The organism is Micromonospora vinacea (assembly GCF_015751785.1).
Classification (GTDB): Bacteria; Actinomycetota; Actinomycetes; order Mycobacteriales; family Micromonosporaceae; genus Micromonospora; species Micromonospora vinacea.
Genome location: NZ_JADOTY010000001.1, coordinates 4,372,912 through 4,399,101, shown reverse-complemented (window position 1 = coordinate 4,399,101; position 26,190 = coordinate 4,372,912). Strand labels below are relative to the sequence as shown.

General features: G+C 71.4%; 24 protein-coding genes. 7 read left to right on the top strand and 17 right to left on the bottom strand.

The annotated features are described in order from the left end of the window. Window positions 1-162: 162 nt before the first annotated feature. The 3 genes from IW249_RS20780 to aspS all read right to left on the bottom strand — a co-directional run bounded on the left by IW249_RS20780 (window position 163) and on the right by aspS (window position 3,565). Complete coding sequence (locus IW249_RS20780; protein ID WP_196922296.1) at window positions 163-771, bottom strand: ArsR/SmtB family transcription factor; 609 nt, start codon at window positions 769-771, stop codon at window positions 163-165. Window positions 772-839: 68 nt separating this feature from the next. Next, entirely contained in the window at window positions 840-1,652 is an 813-nt protein-coding gene (locus IW249_RS20775) for a sugar nucleotide-binding protein (RefSeq protein ID WP_196924881.1), read from the bottom strand. A 107-nt stretch (window positions 1,653-1,759) separates the two neighbouring features. Then, window positions 1,760-3,565 (bottom strand): aspartate--tRNA ligase, encoded by a 1,806-nt coding sequence (aspS, locus tag IW249_RS20770; protein ID WP_196922295.1) that lies wholly within the window; start codon window positions 3,563-3,565, stop codon window positions 1,760-1,762. 154 nt (window positions 3,566-3,719) lie between these two features. On the opposite strand from aspS, the gene IW249_RS20765 reads away from it, so the two are divergent. Together IW249_RS20765 and IW249_RS20760 are read left to right on the top strand one after the other, a co-directional pair. Beyond that, window positions 3,720-4,454, top strand: a complete 735-nt coding sequence (locus IW249_RS20765; protein ID WP_196922294.1) for a DUF998 domain-containing protein — start codon at window positions 3,720-3,722, stop codon at window positions 4,452-4,454. 56 nt (window positions 4,455-4,510) lie between these two features. Then, window positions 4,511-5,134 (top strand): DUF998 domain-containing protein, encoded by a 624-nt coding sequence (locus IW249_RS20760; protein ID WP_196922293.1) that lies wholly within the window; start codon window positions 4,511-4,513, stop codon window positions 5,132-5,134. An 86-nt stretch (window positions 5,135-5,220) separates the two neighbouring features. On the opposite strand, the gene IW249_RS20755 is transcribed toward IW249_RS20760, so the two are convergent. Continuing rightward, window positions 5,221-6,267 carry a S1 family peptidase gene (locus IW249_RS20755; RefSeq protein ID WP_196922292.1) on the bottom strand — a complete coding sequence of 349 codons (1,047 nt, stop codon included), beginning with the start codon at window positions 6,265-6,267 and terminating at the stop codon, window positions 5,221-5,223. Between the two features lie 218 nt (window positions 6,268-6,485). Beyond that, window positions 6,486-6,962, bottom strand: a complete 477-nt coding sequence (locus IW249_RS20750; protein WP_196922291.1) for a winged helix-turn-helix transcriptional regulator — start codon at window positions 6,960-6,962, stop codon at window positions 6,486-6,488. Window positions 6,963-7,017: 55 nt separating this feature from the next. Here IW249_RS20750 and IW249_RS20745 point away from each other — a divergent pair, with 55 nt between their 5' ends. Next, window positions 7,018-7,557, top strand: coding sequence for a PaaI family thioesterase (locus tag IW249_RS20745; protein WP_196922290.1), 540 nt, complete (start codon window positions 7,018-7,020; stop codon window positions 7,555-7,557). An 87-nt stretch (window positions 7,558-7,644) separates the two neighbouring features. Here IW249_RS20745 and IW249_RS20740 read toward each other — a convergent pair whose 3' ends face one another. The 3 genes from IW249_RS20740 to IW249_RS20730 form a co-directional block, all read right to left on the bottom strand. Beyond that, the gene (locus IW249_RS20740) at window positions 7,645-8,586 is read right to left on the bottom strand and encodes an acyl-ACP desaturase (protein WP_181518646.1); all 942 of its coding nucleotides are present in this window, start codon (window positions 8,584-8,586) and stop codon (window positions 7,645-7,647) included. Between the two features lie 71 nt (window positions 8,587-8,657). Then, on the bottom strand, window positions 8,658-9,986 hold the full coding sequence (hisS, locus tag IW249_RS20735) for a histidine--tRNA ligase (protein ID WP_196922289.1): 1,329 nt from the start codon (window positions 9,984-9,986) through the stop codon (window positions 8,658-8,660). 72 nt (window positions 9,987-10,058) lie between these two features. After that, window positions 10,059-10,769: an MBL fold metallo-hydrolase gene (locus IW249_RS20730; protein WP_030488361.1), complete on the bottom strand. Its 711-nt coding sequence runs from the start codon at window positions 10,767-10,769 to the stop codon at window positions 10,059-10,061. A 270-nt stretch (window positions 10,770-11,039) separates the two neighbouring features. Here IW249_RS20730 and IW249_RS20725 point away from each other — a divergent pair, with 270 nt between their 5' ends. Together IW249_RS20725 and IW249_RS20720 are read left to right on the top strand one after the other, a co-directional pair. Further along, on the top strand, window positions 11,040-11,924 hold the full coding sequence (locus IW249_RS20725; RefSeq protein WP_196922288.1) for a peptidylprolyl isomerase: 885 nt from the start codon (window positions 11,040-11,042) through the stop codon (window positions 11,922-11,924). A 59-nt stretch (window positions 11,925-11,983) separates the two neighbouring features. Beyond that, a complete protein-coding gene (locus IW249_RS20720; protein ID WP_196922287.1) occupies window positions 11,984-12,823 on the top strand; it encodes a peptidylprolyl isomerase in 840 nt (279 codons plus the stop codon). A 97-nt stretch (window positions 12,824-12,920) separates the two neighbouring features. On the opposite strand, the gene IW249_RS20715 is transcribed toward IW249_RS20720, so the two are convergent. The 8 genes from IW249_RS20715 to ruvC all read right to left on the bottom strand — a co-directional run bounded on the left by IW249_RS20715 (window position 12,921) and on the right by ruvC (window position 22,439). After that, entirely contained in the window at window positions 12,921-15,443 is a 2,523-nt protein-coding gene (locus IW249_RS20715; RefSeq protein WP_196922286.1) for a RelA/SpoT family protein, read from the bottom strand. Window positions 15,444-15,640: 197 nt separating this feature from the next. Next, a complete protein-coding gene (locus tag IW249_RS20710) occupies window positions 15,641-16,207 on the bottom strand; it encodes an adenine phosphoribosyltransferase (RefSeq protein WP_196922285.1) in 567 nt (188 codons plus the stop codon). 78 nt (window positions 16,208-16,285) lie between these two features. Continuing rightward, window positions 16,286-17,482 (bottom strand): protein translocase subunit SecF, encoded by a 1,197-nt coding sequence (gene secF, locus IW249_RS20705; protein ID WP_196922284.1) that lies wholly within the window; start codon window positions 17,480-17,482, stop codon window positions 16,286-16,288. A gap of 1 nt (window position 17,483) precedes the next feature. Further along, window positions 17,484-19,403 (bottom strand): protein translocase subunit SecD, encoded by a 1,920-nt coding sequence (gene secD, locus IW249_RS20700; protein ID WP_196922283.1) that lies wholly within the window; start codon window positions 19,401-19,403, stop codon window positions 17,484-17,486. Between the two features lie 275 nt (window positions 19,404-19,678). Continuing rightward, on the bottom strand, window positions 19,679-20,035 hold the full coding sequence (gene yajC, locus IW249_RS20695) for a preprotein translocase subunit YajC (protein ID WP_196922282.1): 357 nt from the start codon (window positions 20,033-20,035) through the stop codon (window positions 19,679-19,681). A 122-nt stretch (window positions 20,036-20,157) separates the two neighbouring features. Further along, the gene (ruvB, locus tag IW249_RS20690; RefSeq protein ID WP_196922281.1) at window positions 20,158-21,225 is read right to left on the bottom strand and encodes a Holliday junction branch migration DNA helicase RuvB; all 1,068 of its coding nucleotides are present in this window, start codon (window positions 21,223-21,225) and stop codon (window positions 20,158-20,160) included. 87 nt (window positions 21,226-21,312) lie between these two features. Then, window positions 21,313-21,915, bottom strand: a complete 603-nt coding sequence (gene ruvA, locus IW249_RS20685) for a Holliday junction branch migration protein RuvA (protein ID WP_091401818.1) — start codon at window positions 21,913-21,915, stop codon at window positions 21,313-21,315. Next, window positions 21,912-22,439 carry a crossover junction endodeoxyribonuclease RuvC gene (ruvC, locus tag IW249_RS20680; protein WP_112584546.1) on the bottom strand — a complete coding sequence of 176 codons (528 nt, stop codon included), beginning with the start codon at window positions 22,437-22,439 and terminating at the stop codon, window positions 21,912-21,914. Before ruvC ends, ruvA begins: the two co-directional genes overlap by 4 nt. Window positions 22,440-22,782: 343 nt before the next feature. On the opposite strand from ruvC, the gene IW249_RS20675 reads away from it, so the two are divergent. Together IW249_RS20675 and IW249_RS20670 are read left to right on the top strand one after the other, a co-directional pair. Then, window positions 22,783-23,565, top strand: coding sequence for a 3-hydroxybutyrate dehydrogenase (locus IW249_RS20675; RefSeq protein ID WP_196922280.1), 783 nt, complete (start codon window positions 22,783-22,785; stop codon window positions 23,563-23,565). Window positions 23,566-23,579: 14 nt separating this feature from the next. Next, window positions 23,580-25,499 carry a helix-turn-helix domain-containing protein gene (locus IW249_RS20670; protein WP_196922279.1) on the top strand — a complete coding sequence of 640 codons (1,920 nt, stop codon included), beginning with the start codon at window positions 23,580-23,582 and terminating at the stop codon, window positions 25,497-25,499. Between the two features lie 80 nt (window positions 25,500-25,579). On the opposite strand, the gene IW249_RS20665 is transcribed toward IW249_RS20670, so the two are convergent. Then, window positions 25,580-26,188 (bottom strand): TetR/AcrR family transcriptional regulator, encoded by a 609-nt coding sequence (locus tag IW249_RS20665; RefSeq protein ID WP_196922278.1) that lies wholly within the window; start codon window positions 26,186-26,188, stop codon window positions 25,580-25,582. Window positions 26,189-26,190 lie beyond the last annotated feature (2 nt).

The following is a 26,190-nucleotide window of genomic DNA, read 5'->3' as shown; positions in this document are numbered from 1 at the left end:
TTCGCGACTGCGGGGCTCGCAGACCCGGCTCACTCCTCGCGCTCACTGGGCCGCCTTTCGTTCGCGACTGCGGGGCTCGCAACCCCGGCTCACTCCTCGCGCTCACTGGGCCGCCTTTCGTTCGCGACTGCGGGGCTCGCAGACCCGGCTCACTCCTCGCGCTCACTGGAGGCCCTCGCGCAACGGGTAGGCAGCCAGGAACACCTGCACCGGGCGGGCTTCCGGGTCGGTGGAGGCGGTGGGCTCGGCCTCGCGGTGGTACCGCTCCAGCACCTGCCACACCTCCGCCTTGAGTTCTTCCAGCCGATCCGGCGGAATGGTCATGAAGATGTCGCCCATGCCGAATCCGTCCCGCCAGGCGGCCGACCACTCGTGCTGGGTGGCGAACCAGCGGTCGGCGGTTTCGGCGAGGAGACGCACCTGGTCGCCCTGGATCCACTCGATCGCGGCCCGGGCGTCGGGGTCGTCGTCGAAGTCAGACGGCTCCCAGTTGGTGACGTCGTGGGCGGCCTGCCACCAGCGCTGCCGCCCGCTGCCCCGGTCGGGATCCTCAATGACCAGCCCGACCTCGGCGAGCTGTCGCAGGTGGTAGCTGGTTGCGCCGGTGTTGGTGCCGAGCAGCTCGGCGAGGGTGGTCGCGGTAGCGGGCCCCTTCACGCGCAGCGCTCCGACCAGCCGCATTCGCAGCGGATGCGCCAGCACCCGGACCTGCCGTTTGTCGATCCGCACTTCACGCAGCGCCGGCCGCGAGACGCCTTCGTCGTTCACCATGACTGCACACTATCTCTGCACACTTTCTATGCACAAGAGTTGTGCATAGAAAGTGTGGACGCGCCCATTCAGGCGGCGAGGACCTCGCGGACGCCGCGCAGCCGGGTGCGCAGCAGGCCGGCGGCGCGGGTGGAGTCGAGGCGAACGTCCGTCGGGCGAACCAGGCCGGCCGCCGCGCTGGTCGTGGTCTTCAGCCCGGCCGCGTCCAGGCCGTACCGCTCGGCGACCAGCAGGCCCAGCTCCGCCCGGCTGACCGCGTCCGGACCGGCCACGTTCAGCAGACCGGCGTACGCCGAGGCGACCAACTCCAGCACGGCGTCGGCCAGGTCGGCGACGTCGATCGGACAGCGCAGCTCGTCGCTGAACAGGGTGGCCCGGCCGGCGAGCGCGTCCCGGCAGAGCTGGATCTGCTTGCTGCCCTCCCCCACGATCAGGGAGGTCCGCACCAGGGCCGCGCCCGGGTCGATCGCCCGCACGGCGGTCTCGGCCGCCGCCTTCGCGGCACCGTACGCGTGCACCGGTGTGGGTGGTTCGTCGTCGGCGTACGGCACGGGTCGTCCGGCGTGCAGCGCGTCGCTGGACACGTGCACCAGCCGGGCACCCGCCTCGGCGGCGGCGAGCGCCACGTTCGCGGCCCCGTCGGCGGTGACCGTCCAGTCCCCGTACCGGTAGGGGGTTCCGACCACGGCGTCCGGCCGCACCTCGGCGACCAGCGTGCGCACGGCGGATCGGTCGGTCACGTCCAGCCGACGTGCCGCGACTCCCGGCACGGCGATCTCACCGGAGTGGAACGTCCCAACAACCGACCAGCCAAGCCCGAGGCCCCGCCGACAAACCGACCGCCCGAGTAACCCACTACCCCCGACGACAAGCACCCGCATCCCAGCCCACTCCCCCACCTAGGTCGATCATGAGGTTAACGAGCGACACGCCGACGCGTGGGCCCGCCAACCCCATGATCAACGAGGCGAGAGGGAGGAGATGCGGGTCAGACCGGGTCTGCTACCGGGGCTGCGGGGCCGGCCGTCCCCGTGTGGGCCGTTGCGGCGGGCTTGGGCTTGGCGTCGATGCCGGCCTCGGCGCGCTGCTGGGCGGTGATCGGGGTGGGGGCGCTGGTCAGCGGGTCGAAGCCACCCCGGGTCTTCGGGAAGGCGATGACCTCACGGATGGAGTCCGCGCCGGCGAGCAGCATGCAGACCCGGTCCCAGCCGAAGGCGATGCCGCCGTGCGGCGGAGCGCCGTACTTGAACGCCTCCAGCAGGAAGCCGAACTTGTCCTGCGCCTCCTCCGGAGTGATGCCGAGCAGGTCGAAGACCCGCTTCTGCACGTCACCCCGGTGGATACGGATCGACCCGCCGCCGATCTCGTTGCCGTTGCAGACGATGTCGTACGCGTAGGCCAACGCGCGGTCCGGAGCCTCCTCGAACCGGTCGACCCACTCCGAGTTCGGCGAGGTGAACGGGTGGTGCACGGCCGTCCAACCGCCCTCGTCCGTGCGCTCGAACATCGGCGCGTCGACCACCCAGCAGAACGCCCAGGCGCTCTCGTCGATCAGGCCGGACCGCTTGGCGATCTCGACGCGGGCCGCCCCGAGCAGCTCCTGGGCCTCCCGGGTGGTGGCGCTCGCGGCGAAGAAGACCGCGTCACCCGGCTTGGCGCCGACCGCGTCGGCGAGCCCGCCCAGGTGCTCGGCGGAGAGGTTCTTCGCCACCGGGCCGCGCGCCTCACCGGTCTCGGCGTCCAGCACCACGTACGCCAGGCCACGGGCGCCACGCGCCTTCGCCCAGTCCTGCCAGCCGTCCAGCTCCTTGCGGCTCTGCGCCGCGCCGCCCGGCATCACCACCGCGCCGACGTAGCCGCCCGCGTCGATCGCCCCGGCGAAGACCCGGAACTCGGTGCCGCGCAGGTACTCGGTCAACTCGGTCAGCTCGACGCCGTAACGCAGGTCCGGCTTGTCCGAGCCGTACCGGGCCATCGCGTCGTGCCAGGTGATCCGCGGGATCGGTCGGGTGATCTCGTGCCCGGCCAGGTCCTTCCACAGCGCCGAGACGATCGCCTCACCGAGGTCGATCACGTCGTCCTCGGTGACGAAGGACATCTCGATGTCGAGCTGGGTGAACTCCGGCTGCCTGTCGGCGCGGAAGTCCTCGTCGCGGTAGCAACGGGCGATCTGGTAGTACCGCTCCATGCCGCCGACCATCAGCAGCTGCTTGAACAGCTGCGGCGACTGCGGCAGCGCGTACCAGCTGCCGGGCTGGAGGCGCACCGGCACCAGGAAGTCGCGGGCGCCCTCCGGCGTCGAGCGGGTCAGCGTCGGCGTCTCGATCTCCAGGAAGTCCCGCTCGTGCAGCACGCCCCGGGCGAGCTGGCTGGCGCGCGAGCGCAGCCGCAGCGCGTTCGCCGGGCCACTGCGGCGCAGGTCCAGGTAGCGGTACCGGAGTCGGATGTCGTCGCCGGCCTCGATCTGGTCGTCCACCGGCAGCGGCAGCGGCGCCGCCTCGGAGAGCACCTCCAGCTCGACGACGGTCACCTCGACCTCACCGGTGGGCAGCTCCGGGTTCTCGTTGCCGGCCGGGCGGCGGGTCACCTCACCGACGACCTTCACGCAGAACTCGTTGCGCAGCGCGTGCGCATCCTCCTCGCGGAACACCACCTGGACAACACCGGAACCGTCGCGCAGGTCGACGAAGATGACCCCGCCGTGGTCGCGGCGGCGGGCCACCCAGCCGGCGAGCGTCACCGTCGAGCCGGCGTCCGCGGCGCGCAGGCTTCCGGCATTGTGGGTACGGATCACGGCTGGCAACTCCTCATCGTGGAACAGTCCTCACCCGCATTCTGTCAGGGGTGGCCGCCCCGCCTCCGGGCACCCGGCAGGCCGGCACGATTCGCTGGTGGGGTGGACCGGCGAACCCCACTCCCCCGGCAGCCGCGCCGGTTAACGTGGCGAAATGCGGCCCGTACCGAACTGGGCCGTCGCCACGGCGGCGGCGGCGCCCGTGCTGCTGGTGGCCGGTTGGACGGTGGCGCAGGCCCAACAGCCCGTCGGGTACGACCCAGTCCGGGACACCATCAGCGAGCTGGCAGGGCAGGACGCCACCGACGCCTGGATCATGGTGGTGGCCCTGGTGCTGCTCGGCTGCTGTTACCTGTCCGTCGCCGCCGTCCTGCACGCCGCCGGGCTGCCCAGCCGCTTCCTGCTCGCGATCGGCGGGGTGGCCACCATCGCGCTGGTCGCCTTTCCCCGGCCGCCGGTCGGCGGCTCGCTCAGCCACGGCATCGCGGCGACGGTGGCCGTCCTCGCCCTGGTGCTCTGGCCGGCCGGCTCGGCACTGCGACTGCCGCGCGGTCACGACACCGAGCACCCCACCCGACCGGAGCCGCCCTGGGCGTTCCGTCGGGCGGTGGGGCTGAGCGCCACGCTCGTGCTGCTCGCCCTCTTCGGCTGGTGCGCGTTCGAGGTGACCAGCGGATCCCGCACCGGGCTGGCCGAGCGGGTGACGGCGGTGGCGGTCTCCCTCTGGCCGCTGCTGGCGGTCCTCTCCGCCCGACGGGCGCACCTCGCCTGGTCGGCCGGCGACACCGTCCGCGTCGGCCCGGACCTGCCGACCATCGGCGTCCTACCCCCGGATCCGCTCGGACCACCGAGCGGCCCCACTCCCGGGCGACCCGACGGGCTGCCCTGAGTCGTCGCCGAACGTGCGGCCCGGAAACGCGTCTGTCGCGACGTTACGATCGCCCGATGTCCGCCGTTCCCCGTTGGACCCTGCTGTCGGCCGGTGGCGCACCGCTGTTCCTCGTCGGTGGCTGGACCCTGGCGCAGGCCGCCCAGTCCGATGGATTCGACCCGGTGCGGCAGACCATCAGCGCGCTGGCCGCCACGGGTGCGGACCACCGCTGGATCATGACGGTCGGGCTGGCCGGCCTGGGCCTCTGTCACCTGGTGACCGCGCTCGGCCTGGTCAGCGCCGCGCCGGCGGGCCGAGCGCTGCTCGCGCTGGGCGGGCTGGCGACAGTGGTCCTGGTCGCGTTCCCGCAGCGCCCGGCCGGTGACTCGACGACGCACGCCGTGGCCGCCGGCGTCGCGTTCGGGGCGTTGGCCGTCTGGCCGGCCCTGGCGGTGCACCGTCGCGCGAGGCCGTTTTCCGACCGGGAGCACCGCCACCCGCCGGCATCCGTACGCGGGCTGGCGCTCGCGGCGGCAGCGGTCCTCCTCGGGCTGGTCGGTTGGTTCGCCGTCGAGTTCTTCACCGACGGGGCATGGATCGGGCTGACCGAGCGGCTGGCGGCGGCCGCCGAGGCCTGCGTACCGCTGGCCGCGGTGCTGGTCTCCCGGCGGCGACCGGGACCGTCCGGGCCCGGCTGACCGTCGTCGCGGCCGGCGGGGTGCGGTGGCTGTCAACGCGACGCGGGCCGCCGGAATGTTCCGGCGGCCCGCGAGCGGTGCGTGGATCAGAAGACGCTGACGCCGTAGCGGCTGAGCGCCTCGGTGACCGGCTGGAAGAAGGTCGTGCCACCGGTGCGGCAGTTGCCGCTACCACCGGAGGTCAGACCCAGGGCGGTGCCGCCGGCGAACAGCGAGCCGCCGCTGTCGCCCGGCTCGGCGCAGACGTTGGTGCGGATCAGACCGGAGACCGAGCCCTCGGCGTAGTTCACAGTGGCGTTGGTCGCCGTCACCGAGCCGCTGCGCAGGCCGGTGGTGCTGCCGGAGCGCTGCACCGACTGGCCGACGGAGGCGTTGCCGGCGCCGGTGATGTCGCGGTAGCTGCCGTTGTAGAGGTAGACGTTGCCGGCGGCGTTGGCGGAGTTGTTGTGCCGCACGATGCCGTAGTCGTTGCCCGGGAAGCTGGTGCCGGTACGGCTGCCGAGCAGCGAGGTCTGGGCGGAGTTCGAGTACCAACTGGCCGAGATGTTGGTGCAGTGCCCGGCCGTCAGGAAGTAGTAGGTGCTGCCACTGCGAACGTTGAAGCCGAGCGAGCAGCGCCCGCCCCCGCCGGCGTAGATGGCCTGGCCGCCGGAGATCCGGGTGCTCAGCACGCCGGCCTCGGCCTCGACCCGGACCGCGCCGTTGGCCCGCGCGGCGGCGGCCTTGACCCGCTCCAGCTTGGCACCGGTGACGGTGCTGTCGACGGAGACGACGACCTGGTTGGTGACCGGGTCGCTCCACCAGGCAGTGCCAGGGATCTTGGCGGAGCGCTCCAGCTCGGCCGTGGCCCGGTTGAGCTCGGCGGCACCGCGGGTGACGTAACGGACGACGGCGCCGGCCTTGCTCGCCTTGCTGGCGGCGGCGGCGTCGGTCACCGTGACGACGGACTTGCCGCTGGCGTCGATGTACGAGCCGGCGGAGCGGTCGCCGAGTTCCGCGGAGATCGCGGCGGCGGTGTCGGGCGAGGCGGCGGGAGCGGCCTGAGCCGGCGCGCCGATGAGCGAGCCGACAACCAGGGATCCGGAAACGGCGACTGTAGCCGCAACGCGGAATGAGGACCTCGTGGGTCGCATGTAACAACCTCCTGGGCGGGGGAGCGGGTCTGGCCGGGGGCGGCTGACCCGAGGGCAACCCGGCCGATCTGGGGAAACCGGCCGACTGAGACTGAAGTATTCACATACTTAAGATCATTAACAAGGCTTGAATTCGCCCGGATCCGCCGACCTTGACCGGCCACATGGCCGCAACACCCCCGACACGCTGACGGACAAGCACCGTCACACCCGCAGCGTCAGGGGATGCGGCGACGGGCGCCGGGACCCGGACTGGGCATCACGTCGCGTGGCCGGGCCACGTCGTGCCCGTCGGCGCAGCGCAGCTCGGCGCGCACCTCGGCGCCGCAGTCGCGGTGCGTGACGCTGAGCGGCGGACCCTCCGCGTCGGCGAGGTACCGGTCACCCCACCCGAGGACGGCGACCAGCACGGGCCACAGATCCAGCCCCTTCTCGGTCAGTCGGTACTCGTGGCGCAGCCGACTGCCGGGCTCCCGGTACGGCTCGCGACTCAGCACGCCCTGCTCCACCAGGCTGGCGAGCCGGTTGGTCAGCACCTGGCGCGGGATGCCGGTGCGCACCCGCATGTCGTCGAAGCGGCGTACGCCGGTGAACACCTCGCGGAGGACCACAAGCGTCCACCGCTCACCGAGAACCTCCATCGCGCGGGCGATGGTGCAGTTCTCCACTGACCAGTCCAGAGCCGGAGGTCGCATCCGACCAGGCTAGATCTCGTTGACAGACTCAGCAACCGGCTGCCAGGCTGCGTCCATGACGCAGACGCAGGAACCAGCGCGCAGCCGTACCTTCACGTGGGCGGACCCGTCGGTCAACGCGGCCCAGGTCGGCCGACGCGGCGGCCTCGACATGTTGCGGGCGATGATCGCCGGCGAACTGGCCGCACCGCCGGTGATGCACCTTCTCGACATGACCCGGATGGAAGCCGACGAGGGGCGGGTAGTGGTCGAGCTGACCCCGCAGGAGTTCCACTACAACCCGCTCGGCAGCGTCCACGGTGGCGTGCTGTCGACCCTGCTGGACACCGCCGCGGGGTGCGCCGTGCACACCACCCTGCCCGCCGGCGTCGGCTACACCTCGCTGGACCTCAACGTGAAGTTCCTGCGCCCGGTCACCGTCGACAGCGGCACCCTGCGCTGCGAGGGCACCGTGCTGCAACGGGGCCGCCGCACTGCCCTGGCGGAGGCCCGCATCACCGACGCCACCGCCCGCCTGATAGCCCACGCCACCAGCACCTGCCTCATCCTCCCGCTCCCCCAACCCCACCCCACCCCGGACCACCCACTGCGTTGATCATGGGGTTAACGGGCGATTCGAAGATCGAACGACCCGCCAACCTCATGATCAACGAGAGTCAGGGGGGCGGTGGGTGGGTGGGGTTTAGCGGAGGGCTAGGCGGGCGGCTCTTGCGTCGCGCTTCTCCTCGAAGCGGCTGGCGGCGCGGTCCAGGTTCTCCAGCTGGGCGGCGAGCTGCTCGCGGGCGGCTTCGCCGTCGGCGTTGAGGCCGGTCACGTTGAAGACGTCCCACTGGCGCAGGACCGGCTGCAACACCTCGTCGCGGTGCTGGCGCAGGTCGTAGATGCCGGCCAGGGCGATCGCCACCGACTTACGGGCGAACCCGTCGATGCCGCTGCCCGGCATCTGGAAGTCGGCCACCACGTCGGCGACGGCCCGCATGGCCTGGCTCGGAGCCAGCTCGAACGCGGCCGCGAGCAGGTTGCGGTAGAAGACCATGTGCAGGTTCTCGTCGGCGGCCACCCGGGCCAGCAGCGCCTCGCAGGTGGGGTCGCCGGTGGCCTTGCCGGTGTTGCGGTGCGAGATCCGGGTGGCCAGCTCCTGGAACGAGACATACGCCAGTGAGTGCAGCACCTCGTCGCCGTGGGCGTTGGTGTAGCCCTCCGACATGTGCGTCATCCGGGCGCGCTCCAACGCCACCGGGTCGACCGCCCGGCTGACGGTCAGGTAGTCGCGGATCGCGACGCCGTGCCGCCCCTCCTCGGCGGTCCACCGGTGCACCCAGGTGCCCCACGCGCCGTCGCGACCGAACAGGGTGGCGATCTCGTGGTGGTACGAGGGCAGGTTGTCCTCGGTCAGCAGGTTCACGATCAGCGCGGTGCGGGCCACGTCCGGAATGGTGGAGTCGGTCGGTGACCACGCCTCGCCGCCGAGCGGCCCGTCGAAGGTCCGCCCCTCGCTCCACGGCACGTACTCGTGCGGGAACCACTCCTTGGCGAGCGAGAGGTGGCGGTCCAGGTTGCGCGCGACAACCGGCTCCAACTCGACGAGCAGGGCGGTCTGGCTCACTGTGGTGCTGACGGTCACGAGAAACTCCCTACGGTGGCGTAACTTACGCTACCGTAGGTCCCCGCGGCCGTCAGCGCCAGTGGGGACACTCAACCGACTGTGGGCTTGAGGTCTCCCAGGGGTGGCATCCACTCCCCCGCTGCGGCCGTGACCTGCTCACCGGAGCGGATGTCCTTCACCTCGTCGGGCGCTCCCTCGGCACCGGGGAACCAGACGTACGGGATGCCGCGCCGCTCGGCGTATCGGATCTGCTTGCCGAACTTCGCCGCGCTCGGCGACACCTCGGTCGGCACACCGCGCCGCCGCAGCGCCTCGGCCACCCGGTTGCTGGCCGTCCGCTGCTCCTCGCTGGTGACCGCGACGAGCACGGCGGTCGGCACCTCCCGCGAGACCGACAGCTCCCCCGCGCCGAAGAGCAGCCCGAGCAGCCGGGTCACGCCGATCGAGATCCCCACCCCCGGGTACGAGACGGCGCCGACGCTGGCCAGGTTGTCGTACCGGCCGCCGGAGCAGATCGAGCCGAAGCGCTCGTAGCCGCGCAGCTGGGTCTCGTAGACGGTGCCCGTGTAGTAATCCAGGCCACGGGCGATGCGCAGGTCCGCCACGCAGAGGCCGGGCGAGTGCTCGGCGGCGGTCTCCACCACCCGGACCAGTTCCTCGATGCCCTCGTCGAGCAGCGGGTCGCTCACCCCGAGCGCCCGGACGGCGTCGGCGAACGAGGCGTCCGGGGCGGAGATCTCGGCCAGGGCCAGGCACGCCTTGGCCTGCGCCTCGCTCGCCCCGGCGGTCTGGGCCAGCAGCTCGGCCACCTTCGCCGGGCCGATCTTGTCGAGCTTGTCCACGGCGCGCAGCGCCGCCTCCGGGTCGGTCAGCCCGATGCCCCGGTAGAAACCCTCGCAGATCTTGCGGTTGTTGACCTGGATCGTCACCGGCGGGATCGGCAACGAGCGCAGCGCGTCCCCGATCACCAGCGGCATCTCCGCCTCGTGGTGCGGGGCAAGGGTGTCCCGGTCGACGATGTCGATGTCGGCCTGGACGAACTCCCGGTAGCGGCCCTCCTGCGGCCGCTCACCCCGCCACACCTTCTGGATCTGGTAGCGGCGGAACGGGAAGTTCAGCTTGCCGGCGTTCTCCAGCACGTACCTGGCGAACGGCACGGTCAGGTCGAAGTGCAGGCCGAGCTGGTCGTCACCACCGGCACCCTCGGCGTCGGCGTGCAACCGCCGGATCACGTAGACCTCCTTGGAGGTCTCGCCCTTGCGCAGCAGTTGGTCCAGCGGCTCCACGGCGCGGGTCTCCAGCGGCGCGAAGCCGTACAGCTCGAAGGTGGCCCGGATCTTGTCGAGCACGAACTGCTCGATCATCCGCTGGCCGGGGGTCCACTCCGGGAAGCCGGAGATGGGCGTGGGCTTGCTCATCGGCGTACTCCTTGCGGTTCCGCGCCCGCGGCGCGGTGGTGTCGTGGGTCCGCGCGCGGCGCGGACGAAGATCTAGAGGCCCCGGGTGGGTGCGGCCGGCGACGTGCCAGCCACCTCGATGAGGTACGGGTTGCTGGCGCGCTCGCGGCCGATGGTGGTGCTGGGGCCGTGGCCGGGCAGCACGACGGTGTCGTCGGCCAGCGGAAGGATCTTGTCGCGCAGGCTGGTGAGCATGGCCGGCATGCTCCCGCCCGGCAGGTCGGTGCGGCCGATCGACCCGGCGAAGAGGACGTCGCCGGAGAGGCACAGCTCGTCAGCCTCCCAGCTCGACCCGGCGCCCGGCAGCCGGAACAGCACCGACCCGCCGGTATGGCCCGGTGCGTGGTCGACGGCGATCTCCAGGCCGGCGAGGGTGAGGGTGGCGCCGTCGGTCAGCTCGGCCACGTCCTCCGGCTCGGTGTAGCTCAGCCGGCCGCCGAAGAGCGACGTCAGGTCGGTCGAGAGGCCCTTGGACGGGTCGGCGAGCATCTCCCGGTCGCCGGGGTGCACGTACGCGGTGATGCCGCGCGCACCGCAGACCGGCGCGACCGAGAAGGTGTGGTCGAGGTGGCCGTGGGTGAGCAGCACGGCGGCCGGATGCAGGCGGTGCTCGGCGAGCAGCGCGTCGAGCTGGTCGAGCACCCCGATGCCGGGGTCGACCACCACGCACTGCTCCCCCGGCGCGGTGGCAACCACGTAGCAGTTGGTGCCGAAGGCGTCCGCGGGAAAGCCGGCCACGAGCACGGGCGCTGTCCTTTCCGTCGAGCAGCTGTCGTCCTGGACAGCAGCCTATCGGGCGCGCCGAGCGAGTTTGCCGCGTCCGTCCCACGCGCCCCGTACGGCACAGTGACAATCTCCGATAAGCGCTGCTCGGGACGGGGTGGACCTCGTACACCACATTCTCAGTCACTAGCCGTACACTCTGGCGGGCGTGTGGCGCGGCACACGTGACGCCCGGACGGGCCGGGGCGACCGGCCGCCGGCGACGACCAGGTAGAGGAAAGGGGAGCACGGGTGGCTTCCAGCAGGGACCGGCAGCGCAAACTGGCGCGGGCCAAGCTCGACCGGCAGTTGGCTCGCCGGGCCGCCTCGACGCGGCGCCGACGGCAGATCCAGGCCGGAGTTGGCGCCGCTCTGATCCTCGTGTTGGTAGTGGCCGGTTCGGCCTGGGCGCTCGGCGCGTTCGACTCCGACCCGAAGCAGAACACGGCCGCGGAGGACACCTGCCTCTGGACGCCGCAGGACGCGACGGCCAACACCAACCTCAAGGACGTCGGCACGCCGGCCACCAAGGATCTGCCCACCGACGGCACCCGGGCGATGACAGTGACCACCAACCAGGGCGGGCCGATCACCGCGGAACTGAACCTGACCAACTCCCCGTGCGCGGCGGCGAGCATCGCCCACCTGGCGAGCCGGTCGTTCTACGACAACACCAAGTGCCACGAGATCACCGCCGAGGGCGCGCTGCGCTGCGGCGACCCCAGCGGCACGGGTCTCGGTGGGCCCACCTACTCGTTCTACGACGAGGAGTTGCCGACCGTGCCGTCGGCGTCCCCGTCGGCCAGCCCGGCCCCCGGCCAGCCGCCCACGTACCCGAAGGGCACGGTGGCGATGATCTCCAACCCGCCGGGCAGCAACGGCAGCCAGTTCCTGATCTTCTTCAAGGACTTCACCACCGCCGACCCGAAGTTCCCGGTCATCGGCCGGGTGACCGGCGGGCTGGACGTGGTGGAGAAGATTGGCGCCCTCCCGACCGTGGACAATGGGACCGGGGCGAAGGTCAAGCCCAGCACCGATGTGACGATCCAGAGCCTCACGGTCGGTGAGCCGGTCACCGGTGCGGCACCGGCTCCCTCGGCCTCCGGCACCCCGGCCAGCAGCCCGAGCGCCGGCTGACCGGGCGCCACCACCCACCCAAGCGGCACCCAGCAGCAGACAGCCAGGAGGATCCAGGCGTGACGTCCACCAGAGAGCGGCAGCGCGCGGCGGCACGCGCCCGGCTCGAGAAGGAGATGGCCGAGCGCGCGGCCAAGGCCCGCAAGCGCCGGCAGACGACGGCGATCGTCAGCGCGGGTGCCGCGCTGGTGCTCGTGGTCGCCGGCACCGTCTGGCTGGCGGTGAGTCTCGGCGGCGACGACGACAAGAGCAACACCGCCGCGCCGGCGGCGGGCGCGGCCGAGTGCGCGTACAACGCGCTGCCCACCGAGCAGCGGCCCCCGCAGATCAAGGACGTGGGGTTGCCGGGCAACCAGCAGTCCGCCAAGGGCGTCCAGACCATGACGATCGACACCAACCTCGGCCCGATCACCGCCAAGGTCGACAGGTCGCTGGTGCCGTGCACGGCGGGCAGCTTCACCCACCTCGCGGAGAAGAACTTCTTCGACAACACCAAGTGCCACCGCCTGGTGACCGAGGGCATCAAGGTGTTGCAGTGCGGTGACCCCAGCGCCACCGGCAACGGCTGGCGGGACACCGACGGCCAGGGCGGCCCGAGCTACCGCATGGCCGAGGAGAACCTGCCCACCGACAAGCGTCCGCCGTACCCGGAGGGCGTCATCGCGATGGCCAAGTCCCAGGATCCGGGGAGCACCGGCAGCCAGTTCTTCATCGTGTTCGGCGACTCTCCGCTGGACCCGGCGTACACGGTGCTGGGCACCATCACCGGCGGCATGGACCTGGTCAAGGACGTGGCCAAGGCCGGCGACGACGGGGCGTTCGCCCAGCAGGCCGGCGGCGGCCACCCGAAGAAGGAGGTCATCATCAAGGACCTCACGATGAGCAACCCGCAGGGCTGACACCCGCGCAGACGACACAGCGCCCGCCGGCTGAGCCGGCGGGCGCTGTCGCGTTCTGTGGGTACGCGTCGAGCCGCGGAACCGATCCGGTGGGTTGTCAGGCCCCGGAGGTGACCCGGTAGGCGTCGAAGACGCCGTCGACCTTGCGGACCGTGGCCAGCAGGTGGCCCAGGTGCTTCGGGTCGGCCATCTCGAAGCTGAACCGGCTCACCGCCACCCGGTCGCGGGTGGTGGTGACGGTGGCGGAGAGGATGTTGACCCGCTCGTCGGAGAGCACCCGGGTGACGTCGGCCAGCAGCTTGTGCCGGTCCAGTGCCTCGACCTGGATGGCGACCAGGAACGTCGAGGCGGAGGTGAGCTTCCAACTCACCTCGACGACCCGCTCGCTCTGCGCGCGCAGGTCCTCGGCGTTGGCACAGTCGTCGCGGTGCACGCTCACCCCGCCGGAGCGGGTGACGAAGCCGAACACCGAGTCCGGTGGGACCGGGGTGCAGCAGCGGGCCAGCTTGATCCAGACGTCGCTGACGCCCCGGACCACCACGCCCGGGTCGCTGCTGCTCTGCCGACTGCGCGGCGGCCGGGTGGCGACGGCGGTCTCGGCGATGTCCTCCGCCGCGCCCTCCTCGCCGCCGTACGCGGCCATCAGCTTCTGCACCACCGACTGCGCGGAGACCTGGCTGTCGCCGACCGCCGCGTAGAGCGAGGCCACGTCGGCCAGGTGCAGGTCGCGGGCGATCGACATGAGCGCGTCGGAGGTGAGCATCCGCTGCAGGGGCATTCCCTGCTTGCGCATGGCCTTGACGATCGCGTCCTTGCCGGCCTCGATCGCCTCCTCGCGGCGCTCCTTGTTGAAGTACTGCCGGATCTTCGTGCGGGCGCGCGGGCTCTTGACGAAGCCCAGCCAGTCCTGTGTCGGGCCGGCCGTCTCGGACTTCGACGTGAAGATCTCGATCACGTCGCCGTTGGACAGCGTCGACTCCAACGGCACCAACTTGCCGTTGACCCGCGCCCCGATGCACTTGTGCCCCACCTCGGTGTGCACGGCGTAGGCGAAGTCGACAGGCGTCGACCCGGTCGGCAGCGGGATGACGTCACCCTTCGGGGTGAAGACGTACACCTCCTGGCTGGACAGGTCGAAGCGCAGCGCGTCCAGGAACTCGCTCGGGTCGGCCGCCTCGCGCTGCCAGTCGAGCAGCTGCCGCAGCCAGGTCATCTCGTCGATGTGCGCGGGCGGGCCGACGATCTGGGTGCCCTTGTGCTCCTTGTACTTCCAGTGCGCGGCGATGCCGAACTCCGCGGTGCGGTGCATCGCGTAGGTGCGGATCTGCATCTCCACCGGCTTGCCGGTGGGCCCGATGACCGTCGTGTGCAGCGACTGGTACATGTTGAACTTGGGCATGGCGATGTAGTCCTTGAACCGGCCCGGCACCGGCTGCCAGTTGGCGTGGATGACTCCCAGCGCCGCGTAGCAGTCGCGAACCGTGTCGACCAGGATGCGCACACCGACCAGGTCGTAGATGTCGTTGAAGTCGCGACCCCGCACGATCATCTTCTGGTAGATCGAGTAGAGGTGCTTCGGCCGCCCGGTGGTCTCCGCCTTGATCTTGGCGGCCTTCAGGTCGGTGCCGACTTTCTGGGTGACCTGCCGCAACAGCGACTCGCGCTGCGGCTGGTGCTCCCCGATCAGCCGGTTGATCTCCTCGTAGCGCTTCGGGAACAGCGTGCCGAAGGACAGATCCTCCAGCTCCCACTTGATCGTGTTCATACCGAGCCGGTGCGCCAGCGGCGCCAGGATCTCCAGCGTCTCCTTGGCCTTCTGCTCCTGCTTGGGGCGGGGCAGGAAGGTCAGGGTGCGCATGTTGTGCAGCCGGTCGGCCAGCTTGATCACCAGCACCCGCGGGTCCTTGGCCATGGCCACGACCATCTTGCGGATCGTCTCGGCCTTGGCCGCGTCGCCCAGCTTGACCTTGTCGAGCTTGGTGACGCCGTCGACCAGCAGGGCGACCTCGCCACCGAAGTCGGCCCGCATCTGGTCGAGGGTGTACTCGGTGTCCTCGATGGTGTCGTGCAGCAGCGCGGCGACCAGCGTGGTGGTGTCCATCCCCAGGTTGCCGAGGATCGTCGCCACCGCGAGCGGGTGGGTGATGTAGGGGTCACCGGACTTGCGGTACTGCCCGGAGTGCCATCGCGCCGCCGTGTCGAAGGCGCGCTGGAGCAGCCGGGCGTCCGCCTTGGGGTGGTTGTCCCGGTGGCTCGCGATCAGCGGCTCCAGCACCTCGCTGACCTGAGAGGTCTGCCAGGGCGCGTTGAACCGGGCCAGCCGGGCCCGGACCCGCCGGCCGGTGGGCGCGTTGGACAGCCCGAAGCCACCGCTGGGCGACGGGTCGACGCCGGCGTCGGTCGGGAACGGCACCACGACACCATCGGCGCCAGGGGACGCCTCGGCGCTCGGCGGGCCGCTGGTCGGACGCACCGCGCTCTCGCCGGGAGCCCTGCCGGAGCCGTTGCCGGTGCCCGTCACCCGGGCCGGCGCGTCGCCTGTCCGGTCGGTCACCGAGCCGTCAGCGTCGCCTGTCGGGTGCACCGTGCCCTCCGCCGGAGGGACGACATCGTGGGACACCGGCCTCCTCACCGCTCGCCGGAAACACGCCGGCCGAAGATCGGCCGACCTGGTCTCGCCCGCCGGACGGGGTACCGCCGGCGTCAGCAAAGGGCAATGCTACCCGCACGGACGGTCCCCTGCCGCTCCGCCGGACGGTCGGCGCCGGGTCCATCCGACGGGCCTGGGATCAAACGGTCAGCAGGGCACCGACCGGCTCAAACGGTCAACAGGGCGTGCACGGGACGCGGTGCCAGTCGCTCGCGCCCGCCCAGGAAGCCGAGCTCCAGCAGCACCGTGAAGCCGGTGACGGTCCCGCCGGCCCGCTCGACCAGGTCCAGCGTCGCCTCAGCGGTGCCACCGGTGGCCAGCACGTCGTCGACCACCAGCACCCGGTGCCCGGCGGTGAAGGCGTCCTCGTGCACTTCGAGGGTGGCCTCGCCGTACTCCAGCTCGTAGGAGACCGAGTGCGCCGGGCGGGGCAACTTGCCGGCCTTGCGCACCGGCACCACGCCCACCCCGGTCGCGTACGCGATGGCCGCCGCGACGACGAACCCGCGCGCCTCGATGCCGACCACCACGTCGAAGGTGTCCCGCCCGTGGTAGGCGACGATCCCGTCGATCACCTCACGGAAGACCTTGCCGTCGGCGAACAGTGGCATCAGGTCCTTGAACATGACGCCGGGCTTGGGAAAGTCGGGCACGTCCAGCACCCGACTGGCGACCAGTCGGGCGGCCTCCGGGCCACTGTCCCCGCGCGCTGCGGTGCTGTGGGTCTCCGTCACGGCTGTTTCGCTCTCCTTCAACGACGAACGGCGTCCGGCAACAGCATGCCGGACGCCGTTCGGGTGTCTCCTGTCGGGTCAGCGCCGCTTGGCGCCACCCGGCCGGTTGCCGCCGCCACCCGGGCGACCGCCCCGGGCACCGGTGGGCCGCTTGCCCGCCGGCCGAGCGCCCACCTTGGGGGCCGCACCGGCCAACGCGGCGGCGTCCGGGTCGACCGGCTCGTCCGTCGCGTCGGCCTGGGCCACCGGGCTCGCGGCACCCTTACCGGGGACCTCGCCTCGGCTGACCGCGCCCCGCCGGGTCAGGACCCGCTTGTTGTGCGCCTGGATCCGCGGGTCGTAGTTCTTCAGCAGCGCCAGCAGCGGGGTGGCCACCAGGATGGAGGTCAGGAACGCCACCGCCATACCGACGAACAGCACCAGACCGAGGTCCTTCAGCGTGCCGGCGCCGAGCAGGCCGGCACCGATGAAGAGCAGACCACCGACCGGCAGCAGGGCGACCACCGAGGTGTTCAACGACCGCATCAGGCTCTGGTTGATGGCCAGGTTGGACGCCTCGCCGTACGTCTGGTTGTTGTTGGCGGTGATGCCCCGGGTGTTCTCCTGGACCTTGTCGAAGACCACCACCACGTCGTAGAGCGCGAAGCCCAGGATGGTGAGGAAGCCGATGATGGTCGACGGGGTGACCTCGAAGCCGACCAGCGAGTAGATGCCGGCGGTGAGGATCAGGTTCGTGATCAGCGAGGCGACCGCAGCGACGGCCATGCGCCACTCGAAGCGCAGGATCAGGTAGACCATCACCAGCGCGATGAAGATGACCAGACCGAGTACGGCCCGCTCGGTCACCTGGCTACCCCAGGCCTCACTGACCTGGTTGTCGCTGATCTGGTCGGCGCTGATGCCGAGGTCCTCGGCGATCTGGGCCTTGACCGCGGTGGCCTGCTCGGCGGTGAGCTGCGGCGTACGCAGCTCGTAGGAGTCGCCGCCCGGGCCGCCGACCTTCTGACTGGTCGCCACCGTGACGCCGGTGTTCTCCGCGGCGAGGGCCGAGTTGACCTCCCGCTCGGCGTCGTCCAGGGTGCCGACGCTGGCCGGCACCTGGAACGAGTTACCGCCGGCGAACTCGATGCCCAGGCTGAACCCACGGATCGAGAAGCTGAGGATCGCGATCAGGACCAGGACCCCGGCGACGCCGAACCAGAGCTTGCGCCGGCCGACGATGTTGAGACCGGCCTCGCCGTTGTAGAGGCGGCTCGCCAGACCGTTTTCAGCCATCTCAGGCCTCCTTGGCGCGCGGGTTGCGGGGCTGAGTCGGCTGGTTGCGGGCCGGAAGTGCCCGGCCCAGACCGCTGACCCGCGGGGACAGGAACGCCCGGGTCCGGGCGAACATCGTCATGATCGGGTGCCGGAAGAGGAAGACCACGACCAGGTCCAGGACGGTGGCCAGGCCGAGCGCGAACGCGAAGCCCTTGACCGTGCCGACCGAGACCACGTAGAGCACCACAGCGGAGAGCAGGGTGATCGCGTTGGCCGAGATGATCGTCCGACGGGCCCGGATCCAGGCACGGGGCACCGCGCTACGCGGGCTGCGCCCCTCCCGGATCTCGTCTTTCAGTCGTTCGAAGTAGATGACGAACGAGTCCGCCGCCACACCGAGCGAGACGATCATTCCGGCGATGCCGGCGAGGGTGAGCGTGAAGCCGATCTGCCGACCGAGCACCACCAGCGCGCCGAAGACCAGCAGCGCCGAGAGGATGAGGCTCAGGAAGATCACCGAGCCGAGCAGCCGGTAGTAGAAGAACGCGTAGATGATGACCAGCAGCATGCCGATACCGGCCGCGAGCAGACCGGCGCGCAGGTGGCTGGCACCCAGCGTCGCGGTGACGTTCTGCGCCTCCTGCTGCTCGAAGGTCACCGGCAGCGCGCCGTAGCGGAGCTGACCGGCGAGGGTGCTGGCGTCCTTCTGGGTGAAGGTGCCGGTGATCTGGGAGTTGCCGGTCAGCACGCCCTGGATCTCCGGGGAGGAGACGATCTTGTTGTCCAGCACGACGGCCACCCGGCACTTGCCGTCCTGACCCAGCGCTGTCGCGTCGCAGGCCTGGCCCTCGTTGTTGAACGCCTCACGGGTCAGCGAGGTCCACTTGCCCTGGCCGTCGCCGGTGAAGTCCAGGCTGACCACCCAGGCGTTCGTCTGGTCGAGCACCGCGTCGGCGTCGGACACGTCGGTGCCCTCGACCTTGGCCTGGTCGAGCAGGTACTTCGACGCGCCGTCCTCGCAGGAGACCACCTGCTGCTTCGGGTCGGAGATCGACGCCGGGGGGCGCTGGTCGAGCTGCGCGCAGCCGATCGTCGGCACGTTGAACTGCATCTGCGCCGGCAGCACCGCGACCTCCTGCGGAGACAGCGTGCCGAACGGCTTGAGCTTCTCGGCCAGCGACGGGTCCGCGGTCAGATCGGCCGGGGCCTGCAGCCCGTTGGCGGCCTGCCACGCGGCGGCGCCGACCTTCTGCTCGACGACCTTGCGCTGCTGCTCGACGCTGGCCGGCACCGGCTCGGCACTGGCACTGGGTGCGGAGGCGCTCGGCGAGGCAGTGGCGGACGCGGAGGGGGTCGGCGTGGCGCTGGGCGACGCCGGGGCCATTCCGCCCTGACCGCCGCTGGGCGACGAGGTCACCTTCGGCGAGGCGCTGCCCGTCGGGGTCGGGGTCGCGGCGCCGGACGGGGTCGCACTGCCGGTCGGGGCGGCGCTACCGGACGGGGCCGGCGTGGCGGCGGGCGGCGCCTCGGCCACCCCGCTGCCGGAGGCGGCCTTGAGCACCTTGCGGAACCGCAGCTCGGCCGCCTCGCCCACGTCGTCGAGGTTCCGGTTCTCGCCGGGCAGGGAGATGACGATGTTGCGGTTGCCCTCGGTGACCACCTCGGCCTCGGCCACGCCGAACGCGTTGACCCGGCTCTCGATGATCTCGCGGGCCTCTTCGAGGTTCTCCGCCGTCGGGGGCTTGCCGTCGACGCTGTTGGTCGCCTCCAGCGTCACCCGCGTGCCGCCGATCAGGTCCAGACCGAGCTTGGGCTCGAGCCGGTCCTTCCAGCTGCCGCTGGCGCCAGCGAAGAACACCAAAAGATAAAGGACCACGAAGATGAACCCGAGCACGGCGAGCTGCCGCCCGGGGCGCATCTGTCCCTGAGGTGGTGCCACGGCTGTCCTGTCTCCCTGTACGGTCGCGCCGCTGTCGCAGCGGCGGCGGTGTCGGGCCGGGGGTCCCGCCCGACGGGGTCTGCCTTGAGCCGACGGAATGCCGACACGAGGACCGGGCACCCCGGCGCGGAACGCCGACGGTCACGGGAACGTGCCGACGCCCGGCGTCGACCCAACTATCCAGTTTTCACGTCTCGTCCGCTGCCCCGTCGGGCGCGACGACCCGGAAGCCGGCCGACCGGCCGTACGCCGGACTCGCCGCTCCCCGGGGGGGGTCACTCCTTGACGGTGTCCGCGTCCTCGGTGACCGGCTCGCTCGGCAGTTCCGCGCGGGTGACCACCCGCGCGATGGCCGGGCGGGCGTAGCGGGTCTGCACGCCCGGTGCGACCTCGATCAGGACAGTGTCGTCCTCGATGCCGGTGACCGTGCCGTAGAGCCCACCGATGGTCACGACCTCGTCGCCGGGACCGAGGTTGGACTGCATCGACTCCGCCTCTTTGCGGCGCTTCTGCTGGGGCCGGATCATCATGAAGTACATGACACCGAAGAGCAGGGCGATCATCAGGATCGGCGTGAAACCGCCGGCCCCGCCACCCGCTGCTGCGTAATGCACGGTTACTGACCTTCCCATTGGCCACCTGCCCGGCACCGTGGGTGCCGGAGCGGAGGCGGATTCTCACGTCCTGTACAGACCGCGGCGAAGTCTAAACCCTGCACCTGAGAACGCCGAATGCGGCACAGATCACGTTCACATCACGGCTGATCGACATCCAACGAGAACAAGTCGGGCACTGGTGGAGCATCTGCACCAAATGTACCATTCGGCGGTGTACGGCCCAGATGCCGCCAGGCGGCCTCGGTCGCCACCCGACCCCGAGGCGTCCGGGCCAACAGCCCGGCTCGCACCAGGAACGGCTCGCAGACCTCCTCCACCGTGTCCGGCTGCTCCCCCACCGCCACAGCGAGGGTGGACAACCCGACCGGACCGCCCCGGAACGAGTCGACCAGGGCGGTCAACACCGCACGGTCCAGCCGGTCCAGGCCCAGCGCGTCCACGTCGTACACGATCAGGGCCGCACGGGCGGTGTCGAGATCGACCACCCCGTCCGCCCGGACCTCGGCGTAGTCACGGACCCGGCGCAGCAGCCGGTTGGCGATCCGCGGCGTGCCCCGCGACCGACCGGCGATCTCGGTCGCACCCTCCGGAGTGATCGGCACCCCCAGGATCCGCGCCGAACGGTGCAGCAACGTCTCCAGATCCGCCGGAGCGTAGAAGTCGAGGTGCGCGACGAAACCGAACCGGTCCCGCATCGGCCCGGTCAACAGGCCCGAGCGGGTCGTCGCGCCGACCAGGGTGAACGGCTCGACGTCCAACGGGATCGCCGTCGCCCCCGGACCCTTGCCGACCACCACGTCGACCCGGAAGTCCTCCATCGCGCTGTACAGCAACTCCTCGGCCGGGCGCGCGATCCGATGAATCTCGTCGATGAAGAGCACGTCGCCCTCGGCGAGGCTGGTCAGGATCGCCGCCAGATCACCGGAACGCTCGATCGCCGGGCCGCTGGTCACCCGGATGCCCGCGCCCAACTCGGCGGCGACGATGTTGGCCAGACTCGTCTTACCCAGACCCGGTGGACCCGACAGCAGGATGTGATCCGGTGGCGACCCCCGTCGCATGGCGCCCTGCAACAACAGGTCGAGCTGGTCGCGCACCCGGTCCTGGGCGATGAACTCGGCCAACCGCCTCGGCCGGACGGTGGCCTCCGCGTCCCGGTCGGCGTCACTGACGTACGCCGAGACGAGCCCCTCGGTCTCGCTCATCGTGCCGCCTTCATTCGCGACTGCGGGGCTCGCAAACCCGGCTCACTCCTCGCGCTCATCGTGCCGCCTTCATTCGCGACCGGGCGGTCATCGGGTGCGGCCGAGCAGTCGGATGGCCTGCTTGAGCAGGACCGGCACCGGCGGGGTCTCACCCTCGATCGACTCCGCCACCGCGGCTACCGCCTGATCGGCCTGACCGGCCGTCCAGCCCAGCCCCACCAGCGCCTGCCGGACCTGGTCGGGCCAGCTGCCGCGGGTCACCCCGGCTACACCGTCGGCGCCGATCGGCACCGGGCCGATCCGGTCGCGCAGCTCCAACACGAGGCGTTCCGCACCCTTCTTGCCAATCCCGGGTACGCGGGTCAGGGCGGCCGTGTCAGCGTTGGCGATCGCCTTGCGCACCGCGTCCGGGGTGTGCACCGCCAGCACCGCCTGGGCCAGTCGCGGGCCGACCCCACTGGCGGTCTGGAGCAGCTCGAACAGCGACTTGGCGTCGTCGTCGGCGAAGCCGTAGAGGGTCAGCGAGTCTTCCCGCACGATCAGGCTGGTGGCGAGCCGGGCGACCTGGCCGACCCGCAGCTCCGCGAGGGTCCCCGGGGCGCAGTGCACGGCGAGCCCGACCCCGCCGACCTCGATCACGGCCTGGTCCGGACCCGTCGCGGTCACCGTGCCGCGCACGCTGGCGATCATCGTGCTCCTCCTCGTCGTGCCCGGTCGGCCGCGGCGGCCAGCTTGGAGCGGGTCCCGCCGCGCCACACGTGACAGATGGCCAGGGCCAGCGCGTCGGCGGCGTCCGCCGGCTTCGGCGGCTCGGCCAGCCGCAACAGCCGGGTCACCATCGCGGTCATCTGCGCCTTGTCGGCCTGACCGGACCCGGTCACGGCCGCCTTCACCTCGCTCGGCGTGTACGTCTGCACCGGCAGCCCGGCCCGCGCCCCGGCCAGCACGGCGATGCCACTGGCCTGCGCGGTGCCCATCACGGTACGAACGTTGTGCTGACTGAACACCCGCTCGACGGCGACGCTCTCCGGTTGGTGCTCGGCGACCAGCTTGTTCAGCGACCGGTCCAGGTGCAACAGCCGCAGCGCCAGGTCGTCGGCCGGATCGGTGTAGACCACGTAGTAGGCGACCAGCGTGCAGGGCCGTCCGGGCACACCCTCGACCACGCCCACCCCACACCGGGTCAACCCCGGGTCCACACCGAGCACGCGCACGCCGCCCCCTCCCCAGCCGTCAGCAGTACGTGTGTTCGACACCCTAACCGGCGCCCTTCCCACCAGCCCCACGGGACACGCCCCCGCACCCCGCACCCCACACCAAGATCTCCGCAACTTCCCGGATGTTGCTGCCTCCGACGCGAACGAGACAGCAACATCCCCGATATTGCGCGGATCTTGACGACGCTCGGGCCCGGCGTCGCGAGGCTCGGCGGGGCGCGGCGTCGCGAGGCGCGGCGGAGGCGGGCGGCAGGGACGGGTGGGGCCACACAGCTTTGGTACGGAGTATGTGTCGCTGGCCCATGTGCCGGGGAGCACACAGCTCGTAACTTCTTGCGCCATGACGGCAGAACCCGTGGTGGTCCCCCACGTCGTGCAGGTCGACCTCTCCGGTCGGACCGCCCTGGTCACCGGGGGCGGCGGCGGCATCGGGCGGGCGTGTGCCCTGCGACTGGGCGCGGCCGGCGCCAAGGTGCTCGTGGTGGACCGCAACCTGGAGGCGGCCAAGGCGGTGGCCGCCGAGGCTGGTGGCAGGGCCGAGGGTGTGGACCTGTCCGACGCCGCGGCGGTGGATTCACTCGACGTGGACGTGGACATCGTGGTGAACAACGCCGGGCTCCAGCACGTCGCGCCGTTGCAGGACTTCCCCGTGGAGCGTTTCGAGTACATCCAGCGGGTGATGGTGGAGGCGCCGTTCCTGCTGATCCGCCGGGCGTTGCCGCACATGTACGCGCGGGGCTGGGGGCGGGTCATCAACATCTCGTCGGTGCACGGGTTGCGCGCCTCGCCGTACAAGGCGGCCTACGTTTCGGCGAAGCACGCCCTGGAAGGGCTGTCGAAGGTGGTCGCTCTGGAGGGCGCCGCGCACGGGGTCACCGCCAACTGCATCAACCCGGCGTACGTGCGTACCGCCCTGGTGGAGAGCCAGATCGCCGACCAGGCGGCCAGTCACGGCATCGACGAGGCCGAGGTGATCGAGAAGATCATGCTGGCTCGGGCCGCGATCAAGCGGTTGATCGAGCCGGAGGAGGTGGCGGAACTGCTGGCGTACCTCTGCTCGCCGCCGGCGGCGTTCATCACCGGCGCGTCGATCGCCCTCGACGGGGGCTGGACGGCCAACTAGTGGGGTTGAGCACAATGTCGACCATGTCATCGCCGGTGGAGTTCCTGGAGTTGCTCGCCCGAGAGGCGGCGACGGTCGAGTTCGAGGGACCGCTGGTGGCCGCGCGGGCCGCCGGGCTGCCGCCGGACCGGCTGGCCGAGCTGGAGCAGGCCAAGTCGGTGGCGTTACGGGTCCGCGCGCTGCTGGAGCGTCGCCGCCGCCGGGAGAGCGAGCTGTCCGGCCTGTACGACACGGTCAGCGACCTGGCCGGGCTACGCGACCTGGACGACGTGTTGCGGGCGATCGTGCACCGGGCCCGTCACCTGCTCGGCGCGGACGTGGCGTACATGACGCTCAACGACGACGAACGTGGCGACACCTACATGCGGGTGACCGACGGGTCGGTCTCGGCCCGGTTCCAGCGGCTGCGCCTGCCGATGGGCGCCGGTCTCGGTGGCCTGGTGGCCCAGTCCGGCGCCCCGTACGTCACCGCCAACTACGGCGAGGACGCGCGCTTCCACCACACCGGCGAGATAGACGCCGGGGTGGGTGAGGAGGGGCTGGTGGCGATCCTCGGGGTGCCGCTGCGGCTCGGCTCGACGTCGATCGGGGTGCTGTACGCGGCCAACCGTTCGGCCCGACCGTTCGTCCGGGAGGAGGTGGCGCTGCTGGTGTCGTTGGCCGCGCACGCCGCGGTGGCGATCGACACAGCGCGGCTGCTGACCGAGACCCGGTCGGCGTTGGCCGAGTTGTCGGCCGCGAACACCACCATCCGGGCGCACAGCAGCTCGGTGGAGCGGGCCGCGGCGGCACACGACCGGATGACGGCGCTGGTGCTGCGCGGCGGCGGCGTGGAGGACGTGGCGGCGGCGGTGACCGAGGTGCTGGGCGGCGCGCTGCTGGCCCTGGACGCCGAGGGCCGCCTGCTGGCCCGGGTGGGTGAGATCGACGAGCCGGACCGCGCGGACATCGTCGAGGCGGTGGCGGCGTCGCGGACCGAGGGGCGCAGTGTCCGCCGGGGTCCCCTCTGGTACGCGGCGGTGGTGGCCGGCGCGGAGAACCTGGGCGCGCTGGTGCTGCGCCCGGACGACGAGTTGGTCGACGCCGACCAGCGCATCCTGGAGCGGGCCGCGTTGGTGACCGCGTTGCTGCTGCTGTTCCGCCGGACGGTCGCCGAGGCGGAGGGACGGGTGCGTGGCGAGCTGTTGGACGACCTGATCGCCCGCCCACTGCGCGACACCGACGCGCTGCGTAGCCGGGCCCGTCGGCTCGGGGTGGACCTGGACGCACCGCACGTGCTGGTGGCGGTGGGCGACGACGCGATCGCCGCGACCGGATCGGCCCGGCAGCGGGTGCTCTCGTGGGCCACCACGTACGCCTCGGCGCGCGGTGGACTGGCCGCGGCGCGTGACGGCCGGGTGGTGCTGATGCTGCCCGGGTTGGACGCGGGCGGCAGCGCCCGCGCGGTGGCCCGGGACCTGTCCCGGGTGACCGGCCGGCCGGTGACCGCCGGGGCGAGTGGCCCATCGAACACCCCGGCGGCGTTGGCCGGGACGTTCCAGGAGGCGGACCGGTGCCTGACGGCGTTGGGCGCGCTGGGCCGCGCCGGGCAGGGCGCGAGCACTGTGGAGTTGGGCTTCGTCGGGTTGTTGCTGGGCACTGTCGGTGACCGGGGTGAGAAGGACGTGACGGAGTTCCTCGGCGCCACCGTCGGGCCGGTCCTCGACTACGACGCCCGGCGCGGTACGGCGCTGGTGAAGACGCTGGAGGCGTACTTCGGGGTGGGTGGCAGCCTGGCCCGGGCCGCCGAGCAACTGCACGTGCACGTCAACACGGTGACCCAGCGGTTGGAGCGGGTCGGGCAGTTGCTCGGCGTCGACTGGCAGCGGCCCGAGCGGGCGCTTGAGGTGCAGCTCGCGCTGCGCCTGCACCGACTGCGCGCGCCGGCCAACTAACGCCGGTCGGCGGCACGAACGCCGCCGACCGAGCCACCCGACGCCACCGGGCACGAACGGCGCCGGCCGAACGGCCGGCGTCAGCGGGCCCGGATGCCCTCCAGCACGGCGTCGACGACCCGTTCGGGCAGGGACTGCTCGTCCAGGTCCGGGTTCCACTGCAGCACCCGCTGGATCAGCATCGGCCCGGTGAGCAGCGCCATCGTCACCTCGACGTCGATGTCGGCGCGGAGGACTCCCTCGTCGATGCCGCGGCGCAGCACCTCGCGCATCAGCTGTCGCCGGGGCGAGATGATGTTCTGGTAGAGCTGGAACTGGTCGGCGCTGCGGTTCACGGCGGGGGCCAGGCAGGGCATGATCTTGGCCGCTCGCGGGTCGACGTTCTTGCCGATCGCGCCGACCAGCAGCACCAGGTCGTCGCGGACGGAGTGGCCCGCCGGCTGCGCCAGGACGCCCTTGAGTCGGCGCAACGCGTCCAGCAGCAACGCGTCCTTGCCGGCCCAGCGGCGGTAGATGGTGGCCTTGCCGACCCCGGCGCGGGTGGCGATCGCCTCGATCGAGAGCGCCTCGATGGTGCTGCCCTCGGCGAGCAGGTCGAGGGTGGCCTCGATGATCGCCTCGTCGGCGCGGATGCTCCGCGGTCGCCCGGGCGACCGCGGAGCATCGGCAGTGGACGTCATGTCCGCCATTC

Coding starts and splice junctions, on each gene's coding strand:
- IW249_RS20780 (WP_196922296.1), bottom strand. CDS start 771: ATGGTGAACGACGAAGGCGTCTCGCGGCCGGCGCTGCGTGAAGTGCGG.
- IW249_RS20775 (WP_196924881.1), bottom strand. CDS start 1,652: ATGCGGGTGCTTGTCGTCGGGGGTAGTGGGTTACTCGGGCGGTCGGTT.
- IW249_RS20765 (WP_196922294.1), top strand. CDS start 3,720: ATGCGGCCCGTACCGAACTGGGCCGTCGCCACGGCGGCGGCGGCGCCC.
- IW249_RS20760 (WP_196922293.1), top strand. CDS start 4,511: ATGTCCGCCGTTCCCCGTTGGACCCTGCTGTCGGCCGGTGGCGCACCG.
- IW249_RS20755 (WP_196922292.1), bottom strand. CDS start 6,267: ATGCGACCCACGAGGTCCTCATTCCGCGTTGCGGCTACAGTCGCCGTT.
- IW249_RS20750 (WP_196922291.1), bottom strand. CDS start 6,962: ATGCGACCTCCGGCTCTGGACTGGTCAGTGGAGAACTGCACCATCGCC.
- IW249_RS20745 (WP_196922290.1), top strand. CDS start 7,018: ATGACGCAGACGCAGGAACCAGCGCGCAGCCGTACCTTCACGTGGGCG.
- hisS (WP_196922289.1), bottom strand. CDS start 9,986: ATGAGCAAGCCCACGCCCATCTCCGGCTTCCCGGAGTGGACCCCCGGC.
- secF (WP_196922284.1), bottom strand. CDS start 17,482: ATGGCTGAAAACGGTCTGGCGAGCCGCCTCTACAACGGCGAGGCCGGT.
- yajC (WP_196922282.1), bottom strand. CDS start 20,035: ATGGGAAGGTCAGTAACCGTGCATTACGCAGCAGCGGGTGGCGGGGCC.
- ruvB (WP_196922281.1), bottom strand. CDS start 21,225: ATGAGCGAGACCGAGGGGCTCGTCTCGGCGTACGTCAGTGACGCCGAC.
- ruvA (WP_091401818.1), bottom strand. CDS start 21,915: ATGATCGCCAGCGTGCGCGGCACGGTGACCGCGACGGGTCCGGACCAG.
- IW249_RS20675 (WP_196922280.1), top strand. CDS start 22,783: ATGACGGCAGAACCCGTGGTGGTCCCCCACGTCGTGCAGGTCGACCTC.
- IW249_RS20670 (WP_196922279.1), top strand. CDS start 23,580: ATGTCGACCATGTCATCGCCGGTGGAGTTCCTGGAGTTGCTCGCCCGA.
- IW249_RS20665 (WP_196922278.1), bottom strand. CDS start 26,188: ATGGCGGACATGACGTCCACTGCCGATGCTCCGCGGTCGCCCGGGCGA.